Annotated in this window: 20 protein-coding genes and 1 other RNA gene; 12 read left to right on the forward strand and 9 right to left on the reverse strand. The window is 71.1% G+C overall.

Annotation, left to right across the window (positions count from 1 at the left end; translation table 11 throughout):
- The first annotated feature begins 95 nt into the window (after positions 1-95).
- The gene (locus ACFQO7_RS18740; RefSeq protein ID WP_376807549.1) at positions 96-1190 is read left to right on the forward strand and encodes a branched-chain amino acid aminotransferase; all 1095 of its coding nucleotides are present in this window, start codon (positions 96-98) and stop codon (positions 1188-1190) included.
- Between the two features lie 302 nt (positions 1191-1492).
- Complete coding sequence (locus ACFQO7_RS18745) at positions 1493-2443, forward strand: type IV toxin-antitoxin system AbiEi family antitoxin domain-containing protein (RefSeq protein WP_376807550.1); 951 nt, start codon at positions 1493-1495, stop codon at positions 2441-2443.
- Positions 2444-2757: 314 nt separating this feature from the next.
- Here ACFQO7_RS18745 and ACFQO7_RS18750 read toward each other — a convergent pair whose 3' ends face one another.
- On the reverse strand, positions 2758-3480 hold the full coding sequence (locus ACFQO7_RS18750) for a bifunctional DNA primase/polymerase (RefSeq protein ID WP_376807551.1): 723 nt from the start codon (positions 3478-3480) through the stop codon (positions 2758-2760).
- 228 nt (positions 3481-3708) lie between these two features.
- Here ACFQO7_RS18750 and ACFQO7_RS18755 point away from each other — a divergent pair, with 228 nt between their 5' ends.
- From ACFQO7_RS18755 to ACFQO7_RS18775, 5 genes are read left to right on the forward strand one after another with little or no spacing between them, the layout of a single operon-like run.
- Positions 3709-4935 (forward strand): helix-turn-helix domain-containing protein, encoded by a 1227-nt coding sequence (locus tag ACFQO7_RS18755; RefSeq protein WP_360520611.1) that lies wholly within the window; start codon positions 3709-3711, stop codon positions 4933-4935.
- A complete protein-coding gene (locus tag ACFQO7_RS18760; RefSeq protein ID WP_376807552.1) occupies positions 4932-5480 on the forward strand; it encodes a flavoprotein in 549 nt (182 codons plus the stop codon). Before ACFQO7_RS18755 ends, ACFQO7_RS18760 begins: the two co-directional genes overlap by 4 nt.
- A gap of 50 nt (positions 5481-5530) precedes the next feature.
- Positions 5531-6349: a Nif3-like dinuclear metal center hexameric protein gene (locus ACFQO7_RS18765; protein ID WP_376807553.1), complete on the forward strand. Its 819-nt coding sequence runs from the start codon at positions 5531-5533 to the stop codon at positions 6347-6349.
- 46 nt (positions 6350-6395) lie between these two features.
- Positions 6396-7136, forward strand: coding sequence for a zinc ribbon domain-containing protein (locus ACFQO7_RS18770; RefSeq protein WP_376807554.1), 741 nt, complete (start codon positions 6396-6398; stop codon positions 7134-7136).
- Complete coding sequence (locus ACFQO7_RS18775) at positions 7133-8413, forward strand: bifunctional RNase H/acid phosphatase (protein WP_376807555.1); 1281 nt, start codon at positions 7133-7135, stop codon at positions 8411-8413. Before ACFQO7_RS18770 ends, ACFQO7_RS18775 begins: the two co-directional genes overlap by 4 nt.
- Before the next feature lie 61 nt (positions 8414-8474).
- On the opposite strand, the gene ACFQO7_RS18780 is transcribed toward ACFQO7_RS18775, so the two are convergent.
- The 5 genes from ACFQO7_RS18780 to ACFQO7_RS18800 form a co-directional block, all read right to left on the reverse strand.
- Complete coding sequence (locus tag ACFQO7_RS18780) at positions 8475-9878, reverse strand: RNB domain-containing ribonuclease (protein WP_376807556.1); 1404 nt, start codon at positions 9876-9878, stop codon at positions 8475-8477.
- Between the two features lie 118 nt (positions 9879-9996).
- Positions 9997-11061, reverse strand: a complete 1065-nt coding sequence (locus ACFQO7_RS18785; RefSeq protein ID WP_376807557.1) for a hypothetical protein — start codon at positions 11059-11061, stop codon at positions 9997-9999.
- Between the two features lie 239 nt (positions 11062-11300).
- Entirely contained in the window at positions 11301-11804 is a 504-nt protein-coding gene (locus ACFQO7_RS18790; protein ID WP_376807558.1) for a protein-tyrosine phosphatase family protein, read from the reverse strand.
- Positions 11805-11808: 4 nt separating this feature from the next.
- Positions 11809-12318, reverse strand: coding sequence for a hypothetical protein (locus ACFQO7_RS18795; protein WP_376807559.1), 510 nt, complete (start codon positions 12316-12318; stop codon positions 11809-11811).
- A 3-nt stretch (positions 12319-12321) separates the two neighbouring features.
- Positions 12322-12489 (reverse strand): hypothetical protein, encoded by a 168-nt coding sequence (locus ACFQO7_RS18800; protein ID WP_376807560.1) that lies wholly within the window; start codon positions 12487-12489, stop codon positions 12322-12324.
- A gap of 438 nt (positions 12490-12927) precedes the next feature.
- Between ACFQO7_RS18800 and ACFQO7_RS18805 the strand changes: the two genes are divergently transcribed.
- Positions 12928-13680, forward strand: a complete 753-nt coding sequence (locus ACFQO7_RS18805) for a hypothetical protein (protein WP_376807561.1) — start codon at positions 12928-12930, stop codon at positions 13678-13680.
- Positions 13681-13731: 51 nt separating this feature from the next.
- Here ACFQO7_RS18805 and ACFQO7_RS18810 read toward each other — a convergent pair whose 3' ends face one another.
- On the reverse strand, positions 13732-14166 hold the full coding sequence (locus ACFQO7_RS18810) for a DUF4362 domain-containing protein (RefSeq protein ID WP_376807562.1): 435 nt from the start codon (positions 14164-14166) through the stop codon (positions 13732-13734).
- A gap of 328 nt (positions 14167-14494) precedes the next feature.
- On the opposite strand from ACFQO7_RS18810, the gene ACFQO7_RS18815 reads away from it, so the two are divergent.
- Together ACFQO7_RS18815 and ACFQO7_RS18820 are read left to right on the forward strand one after the other, a co-directional pair.
- Positions 14495-14710 (forward strand): hypothetical protein, encoded by a 216-nt coding sequence (locus ACFQO7_RS18815; RefSeq protein ID WP_376807563.1) that lies wholly within the window; start codon positions 14495-14497, stop codon positions 14708-14710.
- Positions 14711-14899: 189 nt separating this feature from the next.
- On the forward strand, positions 14900-15265 hold the full coding sequence (locus ACFQO7_RS18820; protein ID WP_376807564.1) for a hypothetical protein: 366 nt from the start codon (positions 14900-14902) through the stop codon (positions 15263-15265).
- 380 nt (positions 15266-15645) lie between these two features.
- On the opposite strand, the gene rnpB is transcribed toward ACFQO7_RS18820, so the two are convergent.
- An RNA gene (gene rnpB / locus ACFQO7_RS18825) (RNase P RNA component class A) lies at positions 15646-16061 on the reverse strand.
- A gap of 169 nt (positions 16062-16230) precedes the next feature.
- Between rnpB and ACFQO7_RS18830 the strand changes: the two genes are divergently transcribed.
- Entirely contained in the window at positions 16231-16983 is a 753-nt protein-coding gene (locus tag ACFQO7_RS18830; protein WP_376807582.1) for a sulfite exporter TauE/SafE family protein, read from the forward strand.
- 34 nt (positions 16984-17017) lie between these two features.
- On the forward strand, positions 17018-17704 hold the full coding sequence (npdG, locus tag ACFQO7_RS18835; RefSeq protein ID WP_376807565.1) for an NADPH-dependent F420 reductase: 687 nt from the start codon (positions 17018-17020) through the stop codon (positions 17702-17704).
- Between the two features lie 126 nt (positions 17705-17830).
- Here npdG and panB read toward each other — a convergent pair whose 3' ends face one another.
- Entirely contained in the window at positions 17831-18670 is an 840-nt protein-coding gene (panB, locus tag ACFQO7_RS18840; RefSeq protein WP_376807566.1) for a 3-methyl-2-oxobutanoate hydroxymethyltransferase, read from the reverse strand.
- Positions 18671-18760: the final 90 nt, after the last annotated feature.

Here is an 18760-nt window from a genome sequence, read left to right on the forward strand (position 1 = left end):
CGTACAAACTGCCCAGGTCATCGGCCGGGCTGGGGTTGAACGACCGTTAGAGGTAAGTTTTCCCCCAGATCCCCGAACGATGGAGGGCAGCGCGCATGAGTGGCGGTGGCACGATCGACTTCGAGATCCGTCCGAGTTCGCAGCCGGTATCGGCCACGGAGCGCGAGGCGCTGCTGGCCAACCCCGGTTTCGGGCGGGTCTTCACCGATCACATGGTGACCATCCGGTACGCCGAGGGCAAGGGCTGGTACGACGCGCGCGTCGAGGCGCGGGCGCCGATCCCGATGGACCCGGCCACGGCCGTACTGCACTACGCCCAGGAGATCTTCGAGGGCATGAAGGCGTACCGCCGGGCCGACGGCCAGGTCGGTTTCTTCCGCGCGGACGCCAACGCCCGCCGGTTCGCCCAGTCGGCGCACCGCATGTCGATGGCCCCGCTGCCGGAGGACCTGTTCGTCAACTCGGTCCGCGAACTGGTCCGCGCCGACCAGGAGTGGATCCCGACGAGCACCGAGGGCAGCCTCTACCTGCGCCCGTTCCAGTACGCCAGCGAGGTCTTCCTCGGGGTGCGCCCGGCCCGGGAGTACCTGTACTGCGTGATCGCGTCGCCGGTCGGGCCGTACTTTTCGGGCGGGCTCAAGCCGGTCACCATCTGGGTGTCCGACGAGTACACCCGGGCCTCGCCCGGCGGCACCGGCGCGGCCAAGTGCGGCGGCAACTACGCCGCCTCGCTGCTGGCCCAGGCGCAGGCCGCCGAGCACGGCTGCGACCAGGTCGTCTTCCTCGACGCCGTGGAGCGCAAGTACGTCGACGAGCTGGGCGGCATGAACGTCTTCTTCGTCCGCAAGGACGGCTCGATGTTCACGCCGGAGCTGAACGGCTCGATCCTGCCCGGCATCACCCGCGACTCGGTCATCACGCTCGCCCGCGAGCAGGGCCGCCAGGTCGAGGAGCGCCCGGTCACCATCGACGAGTGGCGTGACGGCGCGCGCAGTGGCGAGATCGTGGAGACCTTCGCCTGCGGCACCGCCGCCGTGCTCACCCCGATCGGCACCGTGCGCGGCGTCGACGGCGAGTTCAAGCTCGGCGACGGCGGCACCGGCCCGGTCACCGCCGGCCTGCGCCAGACCCTCGTCGACATCCAGTACGGCCGCGCCGCCGACCCCCACGGCTGGACCACCACCCTCTAGCCAGGTCTCGGACAAAGGAAGGGCACCTTCTTAACGCTCCGCGTTATGGAAGGTGCCCTTCTTAACGCCGTGGGCGGCTTGAGCTGGAACATTGCGGTCGGATGCGGCCGGCGGCGCATGGTGCAGACACAGCCGCAACGCGGGAACCGCAGTGCGGGAAGACCCGCTGCGCATTGGGTCGACGGCGTGGCGCATAGCAGATCCACACCGGCTGCGGCGGTTTTCCACAAGCGGTGATTCGTCCACAGGTGGGCCGGGTCGTGCGGTTGTTCGTCGTGGCGGCGATGGCGACTCTGCCGTGCATGACTTCCGACTCCGCCGCCGCGCTGGACGAGCTCGCGCACCGCCAGCAGCAACTGCTCACCCGAGCGCAGGTGCTCGCCACCGGGCACACCGACATGATGATCTACCGCCGGATCCAGACCGGACGCTGGCAGCGGGTGCTCGCGGGCGTCTACTGCGTGCACGGCGGCACGCTCACCGACGAGCAGCGCCGCGTCGCGGCGACCCTGTACGCGGGTCCCGACGCGCAGATCACCGGCCCCAGCGCGCTGTCCTGGTACGGCTTCCGCGCCCTGCCGCCCGCGCCCGAGGTGAACCTGCTCGTCCCGCACGCCACCCGCTGCCGCTCCAACGGCTTCGCCGTCGTGAAGCGGGCCCTGTCCCTGGACAGCCGTGCCCGGCACGCCGAGCACTACCGGGTGGCCAGCCCGGCCCGCGCGGTCGTCGACACCTGTCGTGAGCTGCGCGAGCTGCGGATAGTCCGGGCGGTCATGGCGGAGGCGGTGCAGCGGTTCCGGGTGCCGATGAAGGGGCTCGACCTGGAGATCCGGCGAGCGGGGCGCAGCCGCACCGCGGTGGTGCGCAAGGTGCTGGCCGAGATCGCCGGCGGCGCGCGTTCAGCGCCCGAGGCGCAGGCCCGAGCCCTGCTTGCCAATCTGCCGGAGGTAGGCACCGTGCTGTGGAATCCGCGGCTGGTGCTGGCGGACGGTACGCCGCTGCCCACGCCCGACGGGTACGTGCCGGGCGCGGCGCTGGCGATCGAGGTGGATTCCCGCGAGTTCCAGCTGAGCCCCGAGGACTGGGCCCGTTCGCTGGAGCGGCACAACCTGCTCGGCCGCCACGGCGTACAGGTGCTGCACTTCACGCCCTCGTTCGTGGCGGGTCGCCCGGAAGAGGTACGCCGGATCGTCGCCGAGGCCGCGACCCTGAGGAGGGGGTTCCGTACCAGCGTGCGAGTGGTGCGAAGTTAAGAAGGTGCCCTTCCTCTACGGATACCGATGGGAAGGTGCCCTTCCTTTTAGCGGGGTGGGCGGTGGGTGCTGGTGGGGCGGGAGCCGGAGGGGCGGGAGCCGTGCGGGCGGGTGCCGGCGGGTCGGGTGCCTGCCCAGCGGGCGGCGGACGATCGTATGACCCCAAATTGGGACTCGACGTGCGCCAGGTGCCGTTCTACGTTGTCAGGTGCCATGTCGGACCTCCTCGATACCTCACCTAACGACCGCGCTGACGGGCGGTCGCTGCCCGGTGCGCGTCACCGGGCGGGTTCGAGGGGTGGCAGGGCTGCTGCTCAGACTGCTCGGCGCAGGGTCGGGGTGGGTTTGAGGGCGGCGGGCCGGGGCAGGGCCTTCGGGGCGAGCCGGCGGCGCGCGGTGACGGGCAGGTCGAGGAACGAGGCGTCGAGCGCCACCAGCGCCTGTACGAGGGCGGACTGGAACTCGTCCGGGTCGGGCAGTTGCCAGCCGATGCTCTGCGGCGACACCTTCCAGCGGATCGGCCCGTCGGGCAGGACCGTGGGCGGGGCGGGGATCCACGAGCCGATGGAGTGGCGCACCACGTCGACCCGGTGGTCCAGTTCGGGGGCCAACGTGCCGCCCGAGCGCATCAGGAACATCCAGCTGCCCGCGGCGGTGACCGCGACGGGTCCGCGTACGCGGCCCGCGGACGTCGCGCGGCCGGGGCCGGTCGGCGGCCCGCACACGGCCCGTGAGCCGAGCAGGGCGGGCACCTCCAGCACGTCGAAGGCGTATCCGGTGGGCAGCAGCAGCGCGTGCGGGCGCTCGCTCCACCACTCGTCGAACTGCTCGGACCTGGTGCTCGACCGGGTCTCCCAATCGTCGTACAGCGGATGGCTGCTGGTGGCGAAGCAGTTCGTGCGGTCGCAGGCCATGCGCCGGCCGTTGAAGTATCCGCCTGGCATCACCGCCCAGCCGTGTTCGGCGAAACGCTGCGCCGCCAGGCGCAACCGCCGCCGTAACAGGCCTTTGCCGAACGGCGCCTGTGGCCACCGCATGAGTCCGACCCCCTCTTCCGGGTTAAGTGAGCCGATCCCGGAGATCGACATCCACGAAAGCCGTCACCGACGTGTCGAGTCGTCGTTACATCGACAACAGTCCAGAGCAACCGTCTGAATGCATTGTCCAACTGCAACTTGCATCTGAAGATACGAGTGTCGGACCGGATGTGGGCGCACAGACTGTGCGACTCGGTCAGACCGACCCGATGAGGGGAGGGCTGGAGGATGGACGAGCTGCCGATAGGGCGCCGGGTGTCGTACTGGCGCAACCGCCGGAAGATGTCGCAGCAGGTCTTCGCCGACCGCCTGGGCAAGTCGAAGAGCTGGGTGGACAAGGTGGAGCGCGGCGTGCGCCGGCTCGACAAGTTCTCGGTCGTGTACGAGATCGCCGACGTGCTCCAGCTCGACGTCCAGCTGCTGCTGGGCAAGGACCCGGAGCGCCGGCCCGACAGCATGAACTGCATCGACCAGATCGAGGTCGCCGAGATCCGCTCCGCGCTGGAGCGCTACGACCAGATCAGCGCGTTCTTCTACGCGGCCCCCGAGCCGCCGCCGATCGCGGAGATGCGCAAGGCCGCCCTGCACGCCTGGCAGACCTGGGAGCACGGCCGCTACGGCGTGCTCGCCCGCGCGCTGCCCAAGCTGCTGCGCGACGCCCAGGCCGCCGACACGGCGTACGCCCACTCCGACGACTCCCGCGAGGCCGCGCACCTGCTCGGCCAGGTGTACCAGCTGGCGTCGTCGGTGCTGCGCAAGCTCGGCGAGCTGGACCTGAGCTGGCTGGCCGCGGACCGCTCCATCGCGGTGTCGCAGCGGGCCGGCGACCAGCTGCTCGCCGGGGTGGCCACCACCCGGGTCGCCAACGCGCTGCGGGCACTGGGCCGGCACCGGGCCGCTCTCGAAGTCAACGTCAACATCGCCAACCGGCTCTGCCCGACCCCGGGCGAGACCGCCGACGACCAGCTCTCGGTGTACGGCTTCCTGCTGCTGCAGGGCGCGATGGCCGCCTCCTGCATCGGCGACAGCGCGACCATGCGCGACCTGCTGACCGCGGCCCAGGACGCGGCGGCCGGGCTCGGCGGCGACAAGAACCACTACTGGACCAGCTTCGGCCCGACCAACGTGCTGGTCCACCGCGCCGCCGCCGCGGTCGAGCTGGGCGAGGGCGGCCTCGCCATCGCCATCCACGACGGGCTCGACCCGGCCGCGTTCAACGCGATGCTGCCGGAGCGCCGGGCCCACCACTACCTCGACATGGCGCGCGGCTTCGCCCAGGTCGGCGACGTCGAGCGGGCGGGCGAGATGCTGCTGGAGGGCGATCTGCTGGCGCCCGCCGAGATCCGCTGCCGTCCCATCGCCCACGAGGTGCTCAGCGACGTGCTGCGGCGCACCCGCGGCACGCCCACCGCCGCGCTGGCCGAGCTGGCCGAACAGATGGGGGTGGGCGTGTGAACCGGCCCGTGCTGTACGTCATCGCCTGCGGCTCACCGGTGACCCGTGACGTCGGCTTGCTGGTCGGGCTCGCGCAGGAGCGCGGGTACGACGTGTGCGTGGTCGTCACGCCGGACGGGCGCAAGTTCGTCGACGTGCCGCAGCTCGCGGCGCTGACCGGGCACCCGGTGCGCAGCACCTACAAGAACCCCGGTGATCCTGACGTGCTTCCGCCGCCGGACGCGCTGCTCGTGGCCCCGGCGACGGTGAACACCGTGAACAAGTGGGGTGCGGGCATCGCGGACACGCTGGCCCTGGGGCTGATCGTGGAGAGCCAGGGCAAGGGGCTGCCGATCGTGGCGATGCCGTTCACCAACGCGGCGATGGCCCGGCACCCGGCGTTCCAGGAGAACATCGTGCGGCTGCGCGGCTGGGGCATCACCGTGCTGTACGGCGACGACGTGCTGAAACTGCCCGCCCCCGGCGAGGGCGACGGGTACCGCCACGAGTTCCCGTGGGCGCTGGCCCTGGACGCGGTGGAGAAGCTCTGCCCGCCCGGGGCCTGACGCCGCCCGCGCCACGCGGGACCGCGCCCGTTGCGCAGTAGTCTGTCCGGGTGACCTGGACTGTCGCGTCTTTCACCGCACTGCTGGAGACCGAGTTCCCGCCGCGGTGGGCCGAGCCGTGGGACCGCGTCGGGCTGGTCGCCGGGCGTCCCGAGCAGCCGGTGACGCGCGTGCTGGCGGTGGTGGACGTGCTGCCGAGCACGGTCGCCGAGGCGCTCGACACCGGCGCCGACATGATCATCGCGCACCATCCGCTGCTGCTCAGCGGCGTGTCGTCGGTGGCCGCGACGACCTACCAGGGCCGGATCATCCACGACCTGATCGGCAACGGGGTGGCGCTGTACGTCGCGCACACCAACGCCGACGTGGCCAAGCCCGGTGTCAGCGACGCGCTCGCCGACGCGCTCGGCCTGCTGGACACCCGCCCGCTGCGGCCCACCGAGGAAGGCCGCGGCTTCGGCCGGATCGGCCGCCTGCCCGCGCCGCTGACCCTGGGCGAGTTCGCGCACCTCGCGGCCGCCGCGCTGCCGGTCGCCAACTGGGGCGTACGCGTCTCCGGCGACCCGGCCCGGCCGGTGTCCACCGTCGCGGTGTGCGGCGGGTCCGGCGACGAGTTCATCCCCGACGCCGTCGCCGCCGGCGTGGACGTCTACCTGACGGGGGACCTCAAACACCACCGCGTCGCGGACCTGCGGGCCTCGGGCGGCCCGGCGCTGGTCGACGCGGGGCACTACGCCACCGAGCGGCCCTGGCTGACACCCCTGGCCGCCTGGCTGCGTACGGCGACCGGACTTGAGACCATCGTCTCCGACACGACCACCGACCCGTTCGGGTTCCACGCCTGCGCGACACTTGACCCGGTCGCCTGAACGTGGCCTTTGACAACTGGACAACCGCGAGAGAAGGAGTGCCGACGTGAAGGCCGACCCGAAGGACCAGCAGCGGTTGCTCGACCTGCAGGCGATCGACACCACGCTGCAGCAGCTGGCGCACCGGCGCAAGAACCTGCCGGAGTTCGCCGAGCTGGACGTGCTCGGCAAGGCGATCGGCCGGCTGGAGGACGAACGGGCCCGCGCCGAGGTCGACGTCGACGACCTGGACCGCGACATCGCCCGGCTGGAGCGCGAGGTCGACACCGTACGCCAGCGCAGTGCCAAGGATCAGCAGCGCCTCGACGACGGCCGGCTGCCCGCGCGGGAGCTGACCGCGCTGGAGCACGAGATCGGCTCGCTCAAGCGGCGGCAGTCGGAGCTTGAGGACGCCGAGCTGGAGCTGATGGAGAAGCGCGAGACGGCGCAGGGCGCGCTCGACGCCGTCGACGAGAAGATCTCCGTCGCGCGGGAGAAGCGCATCGCCGCGGAGACCCGCCGGGACGAGTCCATCGCGGAGATCACCAAGGAGGCGGAGTGGAAGCAGACCGCCCGCCGTCCGCTGGCCGCCGACCTGCCCGCCGAGCTGGTGCAGCTGTACGACAAGATCCGTGAGTCGTCCGGCGGGCTCGGCGCGGCCCTGGTCCAGCACGGCCGCTGCGGCGGCTGCCGCCTGGAGCTGTTCGGCGCGGACCGCAACCGGGTCAAGACCGCCGCCCCGGACGAGGTCGTGCGCTGCGAGGAGTGCCGCCGCATCATGGTCCGCACCGCGGAGTCCGGCCTGTGAGCATCGGGAAGGTCATCGTCGAGGCCGACGGCGGCGCGCGCGGCAACCCCGGCCCGGCCGGGTACGGCGCGGTCGTGCGGGACCCGGCCAGCGGCGAGGTGCTCGCCGAACGGGCCGCCGCACTGGGCGTGACCACCAACAACGTCGCCGAGTACCGGGGCCTCATCGCCGGGCTGCAGGCCGCCGCCGAGCTGGGCGCGTCGCAGGTCGAGGCGCGGATGGACTCCAAGCTGGTGGTCGAGCAGATGTCCGGCCGCTGGCAGATCAAGCACCCGGGGTTGCGCCCGCTGGCCGCCGAGGTGGCCACGCTGGTGCGCAAGTTCGACCAGGTTACGTACACGTGGATCCCGCGTGAGCGCAACCGGGCCGCCGACGCCCTGGCCAACGCGGCCATGGACGCCGCCAAGGGCGGGGCCGGCACGGGCAGCCTGGACGGCGAGACCGCGTTCGGCATCGTCACCGCGTGGGACGCGGACGCCTTCCCTGCCATCCCTGAATCCGGCGAACCGGCCGCTGGCGCGGCGACGGGTGCCGGGCCGGGCCGGGCGGCAGCTCAGGGCACCGCGGGAACCGGTCGGGCCGCCGGCTCTGTTTCTGCCGCGGGCTCCACCGCCGCGGCGGGGCGGCCGCGCGAGGACTGGGCCCCGCGAACCGCCCCGGCCACCCGGCTGGTGCTGGTCAGGCATGGGGAGACCGAGCTGACCGCGCAGAAGCGCTACTCCGGCCGTGGTGACGTGCCGCTGTCGGCGGTGGGGGAGGAGCAGGCCGCGGCCGCCGGACGGCGGGTCGCGGGAATGCGCCCCGACCGGGTGGTCAGCTCGCCGCTGAGCCGGTGCAAGGCCACCGCGGCGGCGATCGCGTCGGCCGCGGGCGGCATCCCGGTGAGCGTCGAGAACGACCTCATCGAGTGCGACTTCGGCGTGTGGGAGGGGCTGACCTTCGGCGACGTGCGCGAGCAGTACCCGGCCGAGCTGGACGCCTGGCTGGCCTCGACCTCGGTCGCGCCGCCGAAGGGCGAGTCGTTCCAGCAGGTCGCCAAGCGGGTGCGCGGGGTGATGGGCAAGCTGCAGAAGGCGTACGAGGGCCAGACGGTCGTCATCGTGTCGCACGTGTCGCCGATCAAGCTGATCCTGCGCGACGCGCTCGCGGCGGGCGACGCGTTCCTGTACCGGCTGCTGCTGGACCCGGCCGGCGTCTCGATCGTCGACGTGTGGCCCGACGGCGGTGTCTCGGTGCGCTCGGTCAACGACACCGCACATCTGCTGCCCGGCGCCTGACAAGCGTTAAGAAGGGCACCTGCTACAACGCGGAGCGTTGTGCAGGTGCCCTTCCTTCGGTCTAGGCGAGGGTGAAGCGGACCAGGCGCTTGGTGGGGTCGGCCTGGGTGAGACGGACGGTGATCTGGTCGCCGGCGGTCAGCTGGCCGTCGCAGCGGGCGCGGACCGCGGGCTCGGTGAGGGCCACCGTGCCGCCCGGCTTGCCGTGGTTGGTGTCGAGCACGGTCGCGGGGAAGGTCTCGCCGACGCGGCCGGCCAGGATGGTGGCCTCGACCAGGTCGATCGCGCCGCGTTCGGCCGCGGAGGAGACGCGGTCGGTGCCGGACATGACGGCGGGCAGCTCGGGCAGGGCCGCGGCGGCCCAGGCGGGCACCTCACGGCCGTCGTGCAGGGCCAGGCACACCTCGGTGACGTACCGGTCGGCCAGGCGCCGCAGCGGAGCCGTGACGTGGGCGTACGCCGCCGCGACGGCGCTGTGCTCCGGCTGCTCCGGCACCTGCCCGGCGAACGGCGTGTACCCGGCTCCGCGCAGCAGTTCCGCGGCCTCGTCGACGAACGCGGCGTCCTTGGGCCGGGCCGGGTCGAGCCCGGCGAGCACCTGGCCCACGGTCAGGTCCGCGGGCCAGTCCACGCCCAGGCCCTTCGCCGCGATCCGCAGCCGGGCCACCGCCTCCGGATCCGGGGCGGGCATGGTGCGCAGCAGGCCGATCCGCCCCGCCAGCATGATGTCCGCGGCCGCGCGGCCGGTCAGCAGCGAGATCTGGGCGTTCCACTCCTCGGCCGGCAGCGGGGCGCGCAGGCGCAACTGCCAGCCCGCGCCGTGCGGCTCGATCTCCTGCTCGGGCATGGGCAGGTTGATCGCGCCGCGCTCCAGGCCGCGCGCGGTCAGCAGCCGGCCCAGCTCCGGCAGCAGCGCGATCGGCTCGGCGAGCACGCCTTTGTCCACATCGGCCTGCACACCCTCGTAGGCGAGCTTGGCCCGGCTGCGCACCCGCGCCCGCTCCAAACGTACGCCGACCGTGTCGCCGTCGGCGGAGACGTCGATCGTCCACACCACCGCGGCCCGGTCCACGCCGGGCAGCAGGCTGACCGCGCCCTCGCTGAGCACTTGCGGGTGCAGCGGCACCTTGCCGTCGGGCAGGTACACCGTCTGCCCGCGCCGCCAGGTCTCGGCCTCCAGCGGGCTGTCCGGGGCGACGTAGGACGCGACGTCGGCGATGGCGTAGTGCACCCGGTAGCCGCCGTCGCGGCGGAACAGGCACACGGCCTGGTCGAGGTCGCGGGAGCCGGGCGGATCGATGGTGACGAAGGGCAGCTCGGTGTGGTCGGCGTCGGGCAGCTTCACCTCGGCGGCCGCCGCCTCGGCCTGCGCCTGCGCGGCGGGCGGGAAGCCGTCGGGCAGTTCCAGCTCGCGACGCAGTGCGGTGAAGTCGATGGCCTCGGCGTGCAGTCGGCGGTATGCCATTGGTCATTCTTACCAGGTGTCCGCGCGCCGCGGCCCGGCCCGTACGGGCGGTGACGCCGACTCGGTGCCATCCGCAGGTCACGCTGTGGATGACACCGATCAGGGCGACGCTGCCCCGCTAACGCATGGCCGTGCGGGCCATCTTCTTCATCGCCGTCTTGCGCATGGTGGCCTTGCGGGCCGGGGCGGTCTTCGCCATCGCCTTGCGGGCCGGCGCGCTCTTGCGGGCGGTGGTCGCCTTCTTCATCGGCGTCACCTTCTTGGTCGCCATGGTCTTCTTCGCCGTGGCGCGGCCGGTGGCGGTCCGGCGTACCCCCGCGGTGATCTTCTTCGCCCCGGTCGCCTTGCGGGCGGCCGTCGTCTTCTTCGCCGCCGTGGTGGTCTTCCGGGCGGTGGTCGTCTTCCGGACCGCAGTGGCGCTCGTGCGCGCCGGCGAGGTCTTCTTCGCGGTCGTGGTCTTGCGGACCGTGGTCGTCTTGCGGGCCGTCGCCTTGCGGGCGGGCGCGGTCTTCTTCGCGACCGTGGTCTTCTTCGCCGCGGTGGTCTTTCTGGCAGGCGACGCCTTCTTGGCCGTCGTCTTGCGGGCCGCGGTGGTCTTCTTCGCGGCGGCCGTCTTCTTGACCGCGGCGGTGATCCTCCGGACGCCGGTGCTGCGCGCCGCCGCCGTGGTCTTCTTGGCGGTCGCCTTCTTCGCGGCCGTGGTCTTCTTGGCGGCGGCGGTCTTCTTGACCGCCGTAGTCTTCTTGACGGCGGCCTTCTTGGCCGGGGACGTCTTCTTCGCCGCGGTGGTCTTCTTCGCGGTGGTCGTCTTCCGGGCCGTGGCGGCCTTCTTCAGCGGCGTCGTCTTCTTGGCGGCGGTCGTCTTCTTCGCCGTCGTGGTCTTCTTCGCGGCCGTCTTCTTGACCGCGGCCGTGACCTTCTTGACGCCGGTGGCGCGGGCGGCCGCCGTGGTCTTGCGCGCGGCCGTGGTCTTCTTCGCCGCCGCGGTGGTCTTCTTGGCGGTGGTCTTCTTCGCCGTGGTCGTCTTGCGCGCTGTGGCGGTCTTCTTGGCGGGCGAGGTCTTCCTGGCAGGCGCGGCCTTCTTCGCCGCGGCCGGCCGGCTCGGCGCCTTCTTGGCTACCGCCTTCTTGGCAGCGGCCTTCTTCGCTGGGGCCTTCTTCGCTGCGGCCTTGGCTACGGCCATCGCTTGTCCTCCTCACGGGAACGTCCTGCCGGAATGTCTCCGGCGGAACCGCGAAACAGCGGTGGCCACGGCGCTTCCTCCCGCGCACTGCTGCTCCAGACATCACTGTGCGCCGCAAAAGGCCCATGTGCTGGCGAAATCCGTAAAAAAGTCAAATTGCTATGAGTGCCGATGTCACCGCTCCACAGTGCACGTATCGCGGCATCGGTTGCCCCGCCGCGCTTTGCGGCACGGGGGGCTCAGGTCTGGCGAGGACCCGCCAACCCGGCCAACCGCGCCAGGATCGCCCGTTGCGGCTCGGTCTCCGGGACCGGAAGTCCACGCGCGGCACCGATCGCGGCCATCGCGTCCGCGGCGCTCGCCCCGAGCCGGATCAGCACCCCGCCCGCGATGACGGTGGCCCGCCCGATCCCGCCATGGCAGTGCGCCAGCACGAACCTGCCCGCCGCGACCTCCTCGGCGAGCCGGGCGGTCAACTCCTGGTACGACGTGAAGTCGGGCACGCCGAAGTCGGGGATGGGGAAGGACACGAACCGCATCCCGGCCGCGCGCACCGCGTGCTCCTCGCCCCGCAGGCCCATCAGGTCGCACTCGGCGTCGGTCAGCGCGGAGACCACGGTGTCGACCCCGTGCCGGCGCAGGTTCTCGACCTCGTCCGCCAAGCGTTCCCCGCCCGCCGGACGGGGCATCACCGCGAGCTTGCCCGCGGCGGACCAGCCGATGACGTAGGCGGTGGTGAGCACGGCCTCAGCCGACCAGGACCTTCACCACGGCCTCGCCGTCGGCGGCCGCGTGGTGGTAGAACGCGGCGAGGCCGTCGGCGTGCCAGGCCAGACGCCGGGCGAGCAGGTCGTCCCAGGGCCGGGTGGAGTAACCGCGCAGCACGGCGGCCAGTTCGCCCTCGCGCCGGGAGATCCAGGAGCCGGGCTCGGCCCCGTGCAGGAACGCCGATACCGCGCAGACCTCGTCGGCGGTGAGCACGCCGACCTCGTCGTCGGACGCCCCGGACAGGTCGACCGGATGCCAGGCCCCGCCCGAGACGACCAGCCCCGCCACCGGGTGACCCGGCCCCTGGCTGCCCGCGAAGAGCACCTCCAGCAGCAGGTAGTGCTCCGGGACGGCGCGCAGGGTGCCGTCGGCCAGGGCCTGCTCGTACGCCGTGTCGTCGAACACCGGCGAGCGGTCCCACAACCGGCGCGGGGAACCCGCCAACGCCTCCTCCGGAACCCGCTGCCAGTACATGTCGACGCCGGTCACGGCTCAGGCCTTCGACTTCGCCGGGCTCTGCGGCCGCGCCCCGGCAGGTTTGGGCTTCTCGCCGCCCGCGGCCCACTTGTCCAGGTCGAAGCGGAACCAGCCGCCCTTGACGTCCCGCCCGCTGCCCAGCGCCAGCACCGCGCGGATCTTCGCGGTCTGCTTGCCGTACACCTTGAGCAGTCGGCCACGTCGGTCACCGGGACCGTCCAGGTGGCCGAGTGGTGACCCTCCACCTTGTACGGCAGCTCCGGCCCCTTGCGGCTCTGCCCGCCCACCATGTGCCGCCCGCGCAGTCCCTTGACCTCGAACTCGCAGGTCACCACCTGCACCGCGCCGAGTGTCCCGTTCGTCACCGTTGTGGCGATCAGGAACTCCTTGGCGTCACCCGGGCCGAAGTTGTTGATGTGGTACAGCCGTGCGCTCGGGGCCAGCCGGGTACGCCGGTAACCGGCCAGCGCCACGGCCAGGCTCAGTAGGGCGATCAGGACACCGGCGAGCGCGAGCATCCGTGCGGGGGTATCGGACACCGGGTGACTATGGCACGAAACTCCCCGGGGGAGGAAGCCAAGTACACCGTGCTGTGGACCGTCGGCGGTTCGTTGGTCAGGCATGAGACTCGACGTGCCGGCATCGAAGCTGCTCCGCGTGCTGCTGTGGAGCGTGGCCGCGATCCACCTGCTCAGCCTCGGGTTCACGATCGTCTACCACGGCTTCGGGGTGTACGACCTCATCCCGTACTGGGGCCGGATCGTCAAGTTCTTCTACGTCGACAAGGAGCAGAACCTGCCCACCTGGTTCTCCAGTGGGCTGCTGTTCCTCGCCGCGCTGCTGCTGTGGCAGCTCGGCGGTGCGGACGCGCGCTTCCGCCGCCACTGGCGGGTGCTCGCGGTCGTCTTCACCGGGCTGTCGCTGGACGAGTTCTCGCAGTTCCACGAGCTGGGGGCCCAGGCCGACGTGCTCGACGCGGGCGAGGCGTCGTACCTGTCCTGGCTGGTGCTCGCCGCGCCCCTGGTGCTCGGGCTCGGCCTGGCGTACCTGCGCTTCCTGCTCGCCCTGCCACCGCGGGTGCGCTGGCTCATGTTCGGCGCGGCCGCGCTGTTCCTCGGCGGGGCGGCCGGAATCGAGGTGCTGGGCGCGTACACCGGCCGGGAGAACATCGGCTTCACCCCCGGCTGGGCCTCCATGCGCTACGTGCTGGCCGCCTCAGCCGAGGAACTCTGCGAAATGCTCGGCGTCGTCCTCTTCCTGTACGCCACCGCTCTCCACCTCCAACACCCACCCACTCCCACCGCCACCCCCGCCCGCCCCTCCCCCCGCCGCGCCACCAGCGAAGGAAGGGCACCTTCCTATCGCTATCGGTAGTGGAAGGGCACCTTGCCAGCGCCTCACGCGCTGTGAGCAGCGGCGGCCGCGTCAGCGGACCGGTGTTGGGGAGGAGCACCGGGCGAAATCCAGGACGGGTGGTCCTGCGGCCGGACCGGTGCACAACTCCCGCATGACACCGCGATACCCGAAGGCGTCCTCGCGGGTGTCGGTGAGCACCTCGACCTGCCCGTCCTGCCGCACGGTGTACGTGAAGCGGATCGGGTCGCCCTCGATGGTCAGCCGCGTCGCCCGCAGCACTGCGGGACGGTGCTGGTCGACGGCGTCGAGCAGGCAGGACAGCGAGGCGGGCGGCAGCTCGCTCCGGTGGCCGAGGTCATGGGTTCCGCAGTCGGCGACGGGCGTGAGGGAGGCCGAGCCGGTGGGGCTGCCCGCAGGTGTTCCCGGCGCGGCCGCGGGCGGCCGGTCGGGGGTGCAGGCGGCGGTCAGCAGCAGCAGGGCTGCGGGCAGGGCCTTCCAGCGCATCGCGGTCCTCCGTCCATGTCGTTGGAGGTATCGACCACACGCAGCGCCCGGCGGTTCCGCGACATCGGCGCCGGCAGAACCACCCTGTCCGCCGTGTCGCGCCGCCGAGCCCGGTCTGCACGACACAGACAGACGGTACCGGCACCTCGACGAGGAATCGACCGGGTACTTGGCGAACGATGCCATAGGTCAGTGCACCGATCAGATGCAGCAGAGATCGACTGGCCGGCGGGACCAACATACGACCAGTTCGCGCGTAGGACTGACCGCCGTGGCAACCGACTCCTAAGATGCCCGAGTGCAGGCAAGAAGATCAAGCAAGGCATCCGTGGTCATCATGAACTGGCTCTGGTTGGTAGTCTGCGCCGTTCTTGTCGGATTCTCGATCTTTATCGCTTTCATGCCGGGCGTCGCTGTCATCGGCCGGCTGGCACTGCTGGTGCCGATCTTGGGTGGACTTTTCCGGGGATACTTCGACGGTCTTGGGCCCATTCTCGATCGACGCGGGTTGCGGAGGTCAGCTTCCGAGGGCGATCGAGCCTGACCTTCGACGTGCTCTAGGCGTCGTGCGCGATCGCTGATGGCGACCGCAATCTCCGGGCCGTCTGCTTCAGGCCGTCAAGCAACGACCGACGTAGCCTGACTTTGGGCGATCTCGCGAGGGCCGAGTCCCGAGTTTGGCGCAGGAGAGTTAAGGTTCCGCGCACGCAGGAGAAGTCGAGCAAGGAACATGATGCGCAGGTATTTCAAGATCCTATTTTTATCTTTCGCGTTCCTCGCGACTCGGCCCACGCGACTGCTCCTCTTCGTGGCCACGATCAGCACACTCGCGTTGATCGACCAGCTTCCGCGCTACGGGCTGCCCGGTTGGCTGGCGGAGGCACTGAAGATCATCGTGTTTGTGATCATGTCTTGCCGGTGTACGCCGGATTCAACCCGGACGTTCGTGGCGATCAAGTTGATGCGGGCCGGCAGAGTTATTGAGACCACTTTTCGTGCGTATGCCATGGTCCTGACCGCAGCTCCCGTCATGCCGATCGGCGGCATGAAGACCAGAGACCGGCCGGATCTTGCGTCCAGCCCGAGGCAATGGACATGAGCTTCGCTCCACTGATCGCTGCAATCGTGTGTTTCGCAGTTGCGTTCATCTCGCTCCGATATCCAGAGCGCGTCCGGTCCTGGATGCGTCAGAACACGTCAAAAAGAAGCATTACGCCCGACGCGTGGAGGAGGCATGCCGAAGAGAATGCACCGACCTTCTTCACGATCGGGGGGACCCTCATAGGAGGCGGGTCTCTGATCGCGTTCCTGGATTCCGTCATGTAGGCCGGGCATGACCATGCCGTCTCCAGGCCGTCAGAGGTACCCCAGGTCGTCGCAGGCCGTCGAACGGCGACCAGCAACGACCAACGACCAACCGCCAAGAGGGAACAAGACAGCAGCTCGGAGCGGCTGTCGGCGGCTTGGCCAGGAGGGCGACGGACGAGTCGGCCTGTACGCCGGATTCTGTGCCGCGCTCGCGCGCGGCGGCGGCCATCCATCTAGGCCTGCCGTCGCCGGCAGGCTCGAGCAACCTACCCGCGGACATCGGGCGGGCCACCCTCGAACGTCCGCGCGGCCACCCGCCCGCCGAAGCGGATCGAGCGGCCTCTCTTGGTCTTGCTCCGGGTGGGGTTTACCTAGCCACCCCGGTCACCCGGGGTGCTGGTGAGCTCTTACCTCACCGTTTCACCCTTACCCGCTGCCCCGAGGGGAGCGGGCGGTCTGTTCTCTGTGGCACTGTCCCGCGGGTCGCCCCGGGTTGCCGTTAACAACCACCCTGCCCTGTGGAGTCCGGACGTTCCTCGGCACCGCCGGGCCGGAGCCCGTGATGACGCGACCGCCCGGCCGACTCGTCCGTCGCGTTGACCATGATACGTCCCGGCAGACGGGGGGTCGTGGGCCGCTGCCGGTGATCGCTGCTTCAGGTCGAGATCTGAGGTCTGACCGCACTTCTCGACCCGAAACGACGATCATGCCGCCGAACCGCCCAGAGCACGCCGCCACCGTTAGCCTCCGGGGGTGATGGATCTCGGGGCGTTGCTGCTGCTCGGTGCCGCCGGTGTGGCGGCCGGGGGTGTGAACGCCGTCGCCGGAGGCGGGTCGCTGATCATGCTTCCCGTGCTGCTCGCGCTGGGGGTGCCGCCGATCCAGGCCACGGTCACCAACTCGATCTCGGTTACCGGCGGTTACTCCGCCGGCGTGCTGGGGACCTGGTCCGACCTGCGCGGGCAGTGGGAACGGCTGAGGGTGCTCGCACCCACCGTGCTGCTCGGGGCGGTCACCGGTTGCGTGCTGCTGCTGCACACGCCGCCGGGCGTGTTCGCCAAGCTGATGCCGCTGCTGGTGCTGGCGGCGTCGCTGCTGCTGGCCTTCCAGGCGCGGGTGAGCCGCCTGGTGGGCGAGCCGCACGCGCAGCCGGTCTGGTTGCGGTTCGTGCTGCTCTTTCTCGTCGGGGTGTACGGCGGTTACTTCAACTCGGTGCTCGGCGTGATCCTGATCGCGGTGCTGAGCCTGGTCGTGGTCGAGTCGCTGAACCGCATCGTGGCGCTGAAGAACCTCCTCCAGCTGGTCGTGGGCGTGGTCGCCACCACGATGTACTCGCTGTTCGGCCCGGTCTACTGGCCCGCGGTGGCGGTGCTGGTGCCGGCGACGCTGCTGGGCGGGTTCGTCGGCGCGCGGGCGGGGCGGCGGCTGCCGGCGCGTACGCTGCGGGCGGTCATCGTGGCGTTCGGGGTGACCGTGGCAGGTGTGCTGTTCGTGCGAGCCATGTCATAGCGCTGTGAACGCTCGTTCAATGCGAGGATCAGGCATGGCATTGGACCTGGCTTCCCTTCCCGACGTCAGCGCGCTGACGGTCGGCATTCTCGGCGGCACCGGCGATCAGGGCCGCGGACTGGCATACCGGCTGGCCCTGGCCGGCCAGCACGTGCTGATCGGCTCGCGCAGCGCGGACCGGGCGGCGGCCTCGGCGGCGGAGCTGGCGGAGCTGTCCGGCGGGAACGTCAGCGGGGGCGACAACGCCGACGTGGCGGGGCGCTCGGACGTGCTGATCGTGGCGGTGCCGTACGCGGGGCACGCCGATACGCTGGCCGGGCTGGTCGACGAGCTCGTCGGCAAGATCGTGGTGGACTGCGTGAACCCGCTGGGCTTCGACAAGCAGGGGCCGTACGCGCTCAAGGTCGACGAGGGCAGCGCCGCGCAGCAGGCGGCGGCGATCCTGCCGGAGGCGCGGGTGACCGCGGCGTTCCACCACGTCAGCGCTGAGCTGCTGGCCGATCCGGCGGTGACCCGGATGGACCTGGACATCCTGGTGCTCGGCGACGACCGCGAGGCGGTGGCCGTGGTGCAGGCCCTGGCCGGTCGCATCCCCGGCATGCGCGGCATCCACGCGGGCCGCCTGCGCAACGCCGGCCAGGTCGAAGCCCTCACCGCGAACCTGATCGCGATGAACAAGCGCTACAAGGCCCACTCCGGCATCCGCATCACCGACGTCTGACCCGGCCGCCATCCCCCTCACCTGCAGCAACTCTTAAAGAGTCGCGCCCTCTGACACCCCCCGGGCCGCGACTCTTTAAGAGTTGCGGCCCGGGGGAGGCGCGGCCCGCGGGTGGCGGGCCGGGGGTCAGAAGGTGTGGTCAGCGGTGGGGAAGGCACCGTCGTGGACGTCGGCGGCGAACTCGGCTGCCGCGCGGGCCAGGACGCTGTGCAGGTCGGCGTACTTCTTGACGAAGCGGGGGGTGGGGCCCGCGGAGGCGGGGCGCAGGCCGGCCATGTCCTGCCAGACGAGGACCTGTGCGTCGGTGTCGGGGCCGGCGCCGATGCCCACGGTCGGTACGCCGATCTCGGCGGTCACCTGCTTGGCGACGTCACCGGGGACCATCTCCAGGACGACCGCGAACGCGCCCGCCGCGACGACCTCGCGGGCCTGGTGCAGCAGTGTGGCGGCGGCGTCGTCACCGCGGCCCTGGACCCGGTAGCCGCCGAGCTGGTGCTCGGACTGGGGGGTGAAGCCCAGGTGGGCCATGACGGGGATGCCCGCACCGGTGATCATCTGGATCTGGGCGGGGCGGAAGCCCTCCAGCTTGACCGCGTGGCAGCGGGCTTCCTTCATGAAGCGCACGGCGGTGCGCAGGGCGACCTCGGGGGACTCCTCGTACGTGCCGAACGGCAGGTCGCCGACGATCAGCGCCCGCTTGGTGGCGCCGACCACGGCGCGGACCAGGGGGAGCATCTCCTCGACGGTCACCGGCAGGGTCGACTCGTAGCCGAACACGTTGTTGGCCGCGGAGTCGCCGACGAGCAGCACCGCGATGCCCGCCTCGTCGAAGATCTGGGCGGTGTACTGGTCGTAGGAGGTGAGCATGGCCCATTTCTCGCCGCGCTCCTTGGCCAGCTGCAGGTGGCGGGTGCGCACCCGCGAGCCGGCCGGCCCGCCGTAGAGGGAGGGCACACTGTCGGACATCGCTGTCTCCTCTCGCCTCGAGGCCGCGTTCACGGTCCCCGGGTCTCAGGAGAATGTTTCCACCTGTTGAACACCCGATGTCAGGGTTCA

This window comes from Catellatospora aurea (genome assembly GCF_042663325.1).
Lineage (GTDB): Bacteria > Actinomycetota > Actinomycetes > Mycobacteriales > Micromonosporaceae > Catellatospora > Catellatospora aurea.